Origin of the sequence: Streptomyces sp. NPDC101178, assembly GCF_044767965.1 — a bacterium.
Classification (GTDB): Bacteria; Actinomycetota; Actinomycetes; order Streptomycetales; family Streptomycetaceae; genus Streptomyces.
The window spans coordinates 512,756-520,133 of sequence record NZ_JBIWOZ010000006.1; the positions used below are offsets into that span (position 1 = coordinate 512,756).

Annotated in this window: 8 protein-coding genes; 4 read left to right on the forward strand and 4 right to left on the reverse strand. The window is 73.1% G+C overall.

All coding sequences use genetic code 11. From position 1 onward, the window contains the following. Positions 1-18: 18 nt before the first annotated feature. Positions 19-1,056 carry an NUDIX domain-containing protein gene (locus ACIRR8_RS20425; RefSeq protein WP_404066527.1) on the reverse strand — a complete coding sequence of 346 codons (1,038 nt, stop codon included), beginning with the start codon at positions 1,054-1,056 and terminating at the stop codon, positions 19-21. Positions 1,057-1,257: 201 nt separating this feature from the next. On the opposite strand from ACIRR8_RS20425, the gene ACIRR8_RS20430 reads away from it, so the two are divergent. Next, positions 1,258-1,461, forward strand: coding sequence for a hypothetical protein (locus ACIRR8_RS20430; protein ID WP_018514796.1), 204 nt, complete (start codon positions 1,258-1,260; stop codon positions 1,459-1,461). Between the two features lie 72 nt (positions 1,462-1,533). Here the strand turns inward: ACIRR8_RS20430 and ACIRR8_RS20435 are convergent, their stop codons facing one another. Beyond that, a complete protein-coding gene (locus ACIRR8_RS20435; protein ID WP_404066530.1) occupies positions 1,534-2,463 on the reverse strand; it encodes an ROK family protein in 930 nt (309 codons plus the stop codon). A gap of 286 nt (positions 2,464-2,749) precedes the next feature. On the opposite strand from ACIRR8_RS20435, the gene ACIRR8_RS20440 reads away from it, so the two are divergent. Next, a complete protein-coding gene (locus ACIRR8_RS20440) occupies positions 2,750-3,778 on the forward strand; it encodes a LacI family DNA-binding transcriptional regulator (RefSeq protein WP_404066532.1) in 1,029 nt (342 codons plus the stop codon). A gap of 7 nt (positions 3,779-3,785) precedes the next feature. Here ACIRR8_RS20440 and ACIRR8_RS20445 read toward each other — a convergent pair whose 3' ends face one another. After that, on the reverse strand, positions 3,786-4,610 hold the full coding sequence (locus ACIRR8_RS20445) for an alpha/beta fold hydrolase (RefSeq protein ID WP_404066535.1): 825 nt from the start codon (positions 4,608-4,610) through the stop codon (positions 3,786-3,788). A gap of 93 nt (positions 4,611-4,703) precedes the next feature. Here ACIRR8_RS20445 and ACIRR8_RS20450 point away from each other — a divergent pair, with 93 nt between their 5' ends. Then, complete coding sequence (locus ACIRR8_RS20450) at positions 4,704-5,258, forward strand: CGNR zinc finger domain-containing protein (RefSeq protein ID WP_404066537.1); 555 nt, start codon at positions 4,704-4,706, stop codon at positions 5,256-5,258. Positions 5,259-5,602: 344 nt separating this feature from the next. Beyond that, the gene (locus ACIRR8_RS20455) at positions 5,603-5,839 is read left to right on the forward strand and encodes a hypothetical protein (RefSeq protein WP_404066540.1); all 237 of its coding nucleotides are present in this window, start codon (positions 5,603-5,605) and stop codon (positions 5,837-5,839) included. Between the two features lie 21 nt (positions 5,840-5,860). Here the strand turns inward: ACIRR8_RS20455 and ACIRR8_RS20460 are convergent, their stop codons facing one another. Then, entirely contained in the window at positions 5,861-7,159 is a 1,299-nt protein-coding gene (locus ACIRR8_RS20460; protein WP_404066543.1) for a DUF6986 family protein, read from the reverse strand. Positions 7,160-7,378: the final 219 nt, after the last annotated feature.

Below are 7,378 nucleotides of genomic sequence, written 5' to 3' on the forward strand. Positions count from 1 at the left end.
CGGCCGGAAGGGACGCGTTCATCCCACCGGGACGCCCGCCTCCAGGTTGAGCACCGTGGACCGTTCGCGGGCCCGCAGCGCCCAGCGCAGTCGCTCGAAGCGGGTGGGGGGCAGCATCCCGGCAGCCTCCTGCTCCGTGGCGAAGCGCCAGCCGCGCAGTTCGGAGCCGGGGAGCAGCAGCCGGCCGGCGTCCTCGGACCGGAGCAGCCCGCCGTCGAAGAGGAAGCGCAGCCCGCCGTAGCCGGGCGGGGAGGGCGGTTCCCAGTCGACGAGGAGCAGGGTGGGGAGCCGGTCGAGGTGGAGGCCTATCTCCTCGGCCACCTCCCGTACGCCGGCCTGCGCCGGGGCCTCGCCCTCCTCCACGACCCCGCCCGGGAACTCCCAGCCGGGCTTGTACGTCGGATCGACGAGGAGGACGCGGTCCTCCTCGTCGAAGAGCAGGACTCCGGCCGCGACGGTCGCGGCGGTCGGCTCGGGGCTCTGCACGATCTCGCACGCCCCGGCGGCACCGCTGCGGACGGCCTCCGCGATCCGTTCGGCGGTCTCGCGCGGAGTGAGGGCGCCGTTGTCGATCACATGGGCGTCGGCGGTGATCCAGTCGAGCGCGTCCCGGTAGGGGCCGATGTGGTCGTACGCCCACCGGTTGACCCGCTCGCTCTGCTCACGGTCGCCGGGATACTCCGTCCGGCCCGCTATCCGGCTGCGCAGGATCGTTTCCTCAGGTGAGAGCAGTACATGACGGACCGGAATGCGCCGGGAGGCGAGGCCGCCGAATATCTCGTCCCGGTACTCCTGTCTCAGCAGCGTCATCGGCACCACCAGCACCCCGGGCACCTCGGCGAGCAGCGCGGCCGCCGTGTCCACCACGAGCCGCCGCCAGATCCTCAGGTCCTGGAAGTCGCCCACCTCGGCCAGCTTCTTCTGGGGCAGCAGTCCGCGCAGCCCCGCTCCGGTGAGCTCCGGGTCGTACAAGGTGCTGTTCGGGATCAGATCGATCAGTTCGCCCGCGACGCTGGTCTTGCCCGCGCCGAACGCACCGTTGATCCAGACGATCACGGTTCCCCCTCTTCGTAGCCCCCTGTGGCTTGCCCGCAACACCCTCCCGGGGAAACCCCACGGCGGCGACGGCGTTGCCGGGATACGGAGATCCGGGACGTTTCGGCGGAGCCGGCGGTACGAAGCCGGGTTCGGGGCAACCGTATCCATGACGGGCGATGCTCGTTGGGCAGGTATTAACCAGGCCTACGGCATGGGCCGGTGGCACAGGACGACTGGGGGTGCGCCGTGCGGCGGACAATTCTCGAACAGTTTCCGGCAGGAGATCCTCGCGGCAGCTGGGCGGCCGAGGAGTTCGCGGCCGCGCGCCGCGGCGAAGGCCTGGCGGCGGAGGTCGTGATGAGCTTGGAGCAGGACGCCTTCCTCGTGGTCGTCCCGCAGCAGACGGCGGACGCCGGGCGCTGAGGGGATGTCACGGCCTTCGGCGGGTGCCCGGCCTGACGAACCGGGCACCCGCCGAAGGCCGTGGACAGGTCTCTAGCGGAGTGCAATCGCCGCGGCCGCCGCGCCGACCAGGCCCGCGTCCGTGCCCATCACCGCCGGTGCGACCGTGAGCCCCCGGACGAAGGAGAGCGTGGCGTAGTCGCCGAGGCTGCGGCGCAGGGGTGCGAAGAGCACATCGCCCGCGCCCGCCACTCCCCCGCCGATCACCGCGATGTCGATATCGACCAGCGTGGCGGTGGCGGCGATCCCGGCCGCGAGCGCCTGGGCCGCCCGCTCGTAGGAGGCGATGGCGACCGGGTCCCCGGCGCGCGCGGCGGCGGCCACCGCGGCGGCCGTGGTGTCACCGTCCGGGCCGGGGAGCCAGCCGCCTTCCAGGGCGCGGCGGGCGATGTTCGGGCCGCTGGCGATGCGTTCGACGCAGCCGCGCGCACCGCAGGGGCAGAGGTCGCCGTCCAGGTCGACGCTGATGTGGCCGATGTGGCCGGCGTTGCCGGAGGGGCCCGGGTGGAGGGAGCCGCCGAGGACGAGGCCGCCTCCGACGCCGGTCGACACGACGAGGCAGAGCGCGTTGTCGTAGCCGCGCGCCGCCCCGAGCCAGTGCTCGGCCGCCGTCATCGCGACCCCGTCGCCGACCAGCGCGACCGGCAGCCCGCCGATGGTCTTCTGCACCCGCTCCACCAGCGGGAAGTCGCGCCAGCCGGGCACGTTGACCGGGCTCACCGTGCCCGCCGCCGCGTCCACCGGACCCGCGCTGCCGATCCCGGCCGAGCTTGCGCGCTCCCACAGCGGTGAGGCCGTCAGCTCGCCGAGCACCTCGTCCACGGCGCCCATCACCGCCTCGGCACCCTCCCGGGCGGGCGTCGGCCGCTGCGCCCGCACGAGGAGGTTTCCGTCGCCGTCGACCAGCGCGCCGGCGATCTTGGTGCCGCCGATGTCGAGCGCGGCGACGAGGTCGGTATGCATCGGTGTGGCTTCTCCGGATGAGTGAAGGACGGGACCTGCGGGTTCAGTCAATAGTCTGCACAGTCTTCACTGCGTTGACAACGTTGTCCAGGGCCTATGCTCGACGCCACAGCCTCCGTTCGGCTCCGCAGCAGGCCCCGCGGGCCTTCCGGAGGTGCCCGTATGACGCCCGCATGAAGCCCGTACGACGCCCGTACACAACGCCCGAACCGCCTACCGCCGCCTCGCTCCACCACCCGCCGCACCACCCTCACCCCGCCCGTATCCGACGACAGGACAGCGCACCGTGGACCGGACCACCCGTCATTCCGAGACCCGTTACGGCAACCGGCCGACCATGAAGGATGTGGCGGCCCGCGCCGGAGTGGGCCTCAAGACGGTCTCCCGGGTGGTGAACAGCGAGCCCGGCGTCACGCCCGACACCGAGCGCCGCGTGCAGGAGGCGATCGACGCGCTGGGCTTCCGCCGCAATGACAGCGCCCGCGTCCTGCGCAAGGGGCGTACGGCCTCGATCGGCCTGGTCCTGGAGGATCTGGCCGACCCCTTCTACGGCCCGCTCAGCCGCGCCGTGGAGGAGGTGGCCCGCGCGCACGGGGCGCTGCTCATCAACGGCTCCAGCGCCGAGGATCCCGAGCGTGAGCAGGAGCTCGTCCTCGCGCTGTGCGCGCGCCGGGTGGACGGCCTGATCGTGATCCCGGCGGGCGACGACCACCGCTATCTGGAACCGGAGATCAAGGCGGGCATCGCGACGGTCTTCGTGGACCGCCCGGCGGGCCGGGTCGAGGCGGACATGGTGCTCTCCGACAGCTTCGGCGGCTCCCGGGAGGGCGTGGCCCACCTGATCGCGCACGGCCACCGCAGGATCGGGTTCATCGGCGACCAGCCCCGGATCCACACCGCCACCGAGCGTCTGCGCGGCTACCACGCGGCGATGACGGACGCGGGGATCACCGTCGCGGACTCCTGGGTCTCACTCGGCACCACCGATCCCGGCCGGGTGCGGGCGGCCGCCGAGGCGATGCTCGGCGGGCCGGAGCCGGTCACCGCGCTCTTCGCGGGGAACAACCGGGTGACGGTGACGGCGGTCCGGGTCATCGCGGAGCGGGAACAGCCGGTGGCCCTGGTCGGGTTCGACGACATCGAGCTGGCGGACCTGCTCGGCATCACCGTGATCTCGCAGGACGCGGCGGCCGTCGGCAGGACCGCCGCCGAGCACCTGTTCCGCAGGCTCGACGGCGCGGACCACGCTCCGGCCCGGGTGGAGCTGCCGACGACGCTGATTCCGCGCGGCTCGGGCGAACTGCCGCCGACCTGAGCTCCCCTCAGCCCTCCGCCCCGAACTCCCTCGCCAGCAGAGCCAGCACCCGCGCCGGCGCATCCTCCTGAACGGCGTGTCCGGCCCCCTCCACCCAGTGCAGCTCCGCGTGCGGGATCAGCGCGTGGAGCTGCTCGGCGAAGGGCGGCGGCAAGAAGCCGTCCTCGCGTCCCCAGATGATCCGGACCGGCACCGGCACGGAACCCAGCAGGTGCTGGAACTCGTCGGTGGCGGACTGCTCCAGCTGCCCGTACTGCCGGTAGTACGCCGCCCTGCCCTGCTCGCCGCGCCACGGATCGAGGTGCGCGGCCAGCACGTCGGGCCGGAGGCCGGAGTGGCTCGCGAAGCGCAAGTGACTCTCGACCAGGGCCTCGTGGGCGTAGACGGGGAGCTGTTCGAAGACGCGCGCGTTCTCGCGTACGAGGCGGAAGAGGCCCGTCCCCCAGTCACCGCAGGCCACCGCGTCGACCAGGGTGAGATCGGCGTACCGCGCGCCCTCCAGCAGCAGCGCCCGCAGCGCCACGGCCCCGCCGATGTCGTGGGCGATCACCCGCGGGCTCTCCAGCCCCCAGTGGTCCAGGAGCCCGGTGAACACCCTTGTCTGGGCCTCCAGACGGAGATCCTGGCCCTCGCGCTGCTCCGAGCGCCCGTAGCCGAGCAGGTCGAAGAAGAAGACCTGGCGGTCCTGGGCGAGCGCCGGCGCGATGTCGCGCCAGACGAACGACGAGAAGGGCGTGCCGTGGAGTAGGACCAGCGGGTCGCCCTCCCCCATCACGTCCCAGCGGACCGTGCCGTCCGGGGTCTCGAACGTCCTGGCCGGATAGATGGTCATGACATGCCTCCCGATGCCGGATGCAGAACCCTGTCGGACTCTCGACGTTACCAGAGCAAGCTTCTTGTCGGTAACGTTGTTAGAGTGAGAGCCATGCGACGGAACCCGGCACCCGCGGAGCTCGAACCGGTCGAGGCGTTCTGCAACACGGCGACCCTTCTCCACGGCGAGGACGAGTTCGCGCGGCCGGAGACGGCGGGGGCGTGGCTGCGTGCGCACGGCTGCCCGGAAGAGGTCTCACCGGCCGGGCTGGCGGCGCTCACCGAGGCTCGGGAGACCGTGCGGGCCTACCTCGTCGAGCGGTCCTCGCCGGAGGCGCTCGACGCTCTCAACCGGCTGATCCACTCCGTGGCCGGCGCCCCGGTGGTCCGCTCCGACGGCACTCTCGCCCTGCGCCCGGCCTCCGACGAGCCGGTGGCGGAGATCGTACGAACGGTGCTCGAAGCCCTGCTGCGGGACGGGCTGACCGGGCGTCACGCGACGCGGCTCAAGGCCTGCGCGGCGCCGGAGTGCCGCTGGGTCTTCTACGACCGGGCGCCGTCCGCGAACGGCCTGTGGTGCGACATGGACGTGTGCGGCGCGCGGCACAAGATGCGCGCCTACCGCGCCCGTACGGGTGGAGCCAGGCCCCGATCGAGCCCGGCATGATCGACGAGACGCCCCCTAGGGCCGCCGGGCGCGGCGGGGCGTGGTGCCGCCGGATGGGCGGAGGCGGTTCCTGACCTCGGCCGCTGACGGCCCCGGGCCGGCACCGCGCGCTCCGGCTCGCGCGCCGGACCGGCCGTCCGGACGCCAGGGCCCGTCGCCACCGCGGCGCCCCTCGTTCCGCCCGGACCGCGTCGGCGCCACCCTCCTCCCCTCCCGGGCCGGTACGACAGCGGGCAGGGCGTCCGGACAGGTGCGTACCCACGATTCCTGACGCAACAGCCGCGACCCGGCCCCGTGGTCCCGTCGAGACCGGCCGGAGACGTCCGCGGTGGCGGTCCGCGGCGATGGCGGCGGTGATACCGCTCTTCGCGGCCCCGATCGCCTCGGCGGCAGACGCGCATCCGCCGGTGCGCGGCGCGGCTCCTCCGTACGTCTCCGGCTACGCCGACACCGACGTGCTGCGCGTACCGCCCGGCGGCGAGCCGGCCACGGTCGCGGCGACCGGGCTGACCCGTCCGACCGGGATGGTGCTCGACGCGGCCGGGCCGGCCGTACCGCAGCCTCGGCGCGACGCCTGCTGACAGCCCTCCACGGAGGACGTGCTACGGAGTCGTGACCGTCAGGTCGCCCCGGCGCGGCGAGGCGAACGCGTCCAGGTCGGCACGGGTCAGGCCGGTCAGCCGGGCGACCTCGGCGGTGTCGAGCGCGCCGCAGTCGATGCCGCGCAGCAGGTAACCGCTGAGGGCCTTGGCGGTGGCGGGCTCGTCCATGACGTCACCGCCGGCCTTGGCGACGTACGCGGCGAGCCGGGCGGCGGCGGGCTCCAGGCCCTCGCGGTAGAAGGCGTAGACGGCCGCGTAACGCGTCGGGAGATGGCCGGGGTGCATGTCCCAGCCCTGGTAGTACGCGCGGGCCAGAGCGCGGCGGGTGAGGCCGTGGTGGAGCCGCCAGGCCTCGTGAACCTGGGCGGTCGGGCCGACGGGCAGGACGTTGGTGGAGCCGTCGGAGACGCGTACGCCGGTGCCGGCTGCGGCGACCTGCATGACGGCCTTGGCGTGGTCGGCGGCCGGGTGGTCGCTCGCCTGATAGGCGGCGCTGACGCCGACGCAGGCGCTGTAGTCGAAGGTGCCGTAGTGCAGCCCGGTCGCCCGGCCCTGTGCCGCGTCGATCATGCGGGCGACGGCGGCGGTGCCGTCGGCGGCGAGGATGGACTGGCTGGTCTCGATCTGGATCTCGAAGCCGATGCGTCCGGCCTTCAGGCCGTGGGCCTTTTCAAAGGCTTCGAGGAGCTGCACGAAGGCGGTGACCTGCTCCGGGTACGTCACCTTCGGCAGGGTCAGCACGAGTCCGTCGGGCAGCCCGCCCGCCTCCATCAGGCCGGTGAGGAAGACGTCGGTGGTGCGGATGCCGCGGTCGCGCACGCCGGCCTCCATGCACTTCATCCGGATGCCCATGTACGGGGCCGCCGTGCCGTTGGCGTACGCCTCGGAGACCAGGCGCGCGGCGCGGGCGGCGGCCTCGTCCTCCTCGGCGTCCGGGCGGGGGCCGTAGCCGTCCTCGAAGTCGATGCGCAGATCCTCGACCGGCTCGCGCTCCAGCTTGGCGCGTACGCGGTCGTGGACCGGGCCCGCCAGCTCCTCGGGGATGCCGAGGACGGCGGCGAAGGAGGCGGCGTCGGGCGCGTGCTCGTCGAGCGCGGCGAGCGCCTGGTCGCCCCAGGAGCGGAGGGTGCCGGGCTCGAAGACGTCACCGGGTACGTAGACGGTGTGCACGGGCTGGCGGGTGCCGGGGTCCCCGGGGTAGCGGCGGGCGAGCTCCGCGTCGACCGCCGTGAGGGAGGCGCTGATCCCCTCGCTGACCGTGCCCGCGAGGCTCGTCGCCACCTTCTCCTGCTGACCCATGACCGTACCCTCCACGCTCTCGCCGTTTCCGCTTCCCGGAATCAACAATCCGTATAGTGAAGTTATAAGGCGCGCTCGACCTGCGTCAATGGTGGCCAGAAACGGCTCCGGGCCGCGTGGTGGTTTCACCGTGCGGCCCGGAGTGGGGGTGTTGTGCGGGGGGTGGTCAGGCCTTGCGGGCGTTGACCTCGTCGGTGAGCTGGGGCACGACGGTGAAGA

Bases quoted from the DNA above. Each gene is read 5' to 3' on its own strand.
- ACIRR8_RS20435 (WP_404066530.1), bottom strand. From the start codon at position 2,463: ATGCATACCGACCTCGTCGCCGCGCTCGACATCGGCGGCACCAAGATC.
- ACIRR8_RS20445 (WP_404066535.1), bottom strand. From the start codon at position 4,610: ATGACCATCTATCCGGCCAGGACGTTCGAGACCCCGGACGGCACGGTC.
- ACIRR8_RS20450 (WP_404066537.1), top strand. From the start codon at position 4,704: ATGCGACGGAACCCGGCACCCGCGGAGCTCGAACCGGTCGAGGCGTTC.
- ACIRR8_RS20455 (WP_404066540.1), top strand. From the start codon at position 5,603: ATGGCGGCGGTGATACCGCTCTTCGCGGCCCCGATCGCCTCGGCGGCA.
- ACIRR8_RS20460 (WP_404066543.1), bottom strand. From the start codon at position 7,159: ATGGGTCAGCAGGAGAAGGTGGCGACGAGCCTCGCGGGCACGGTCAGC.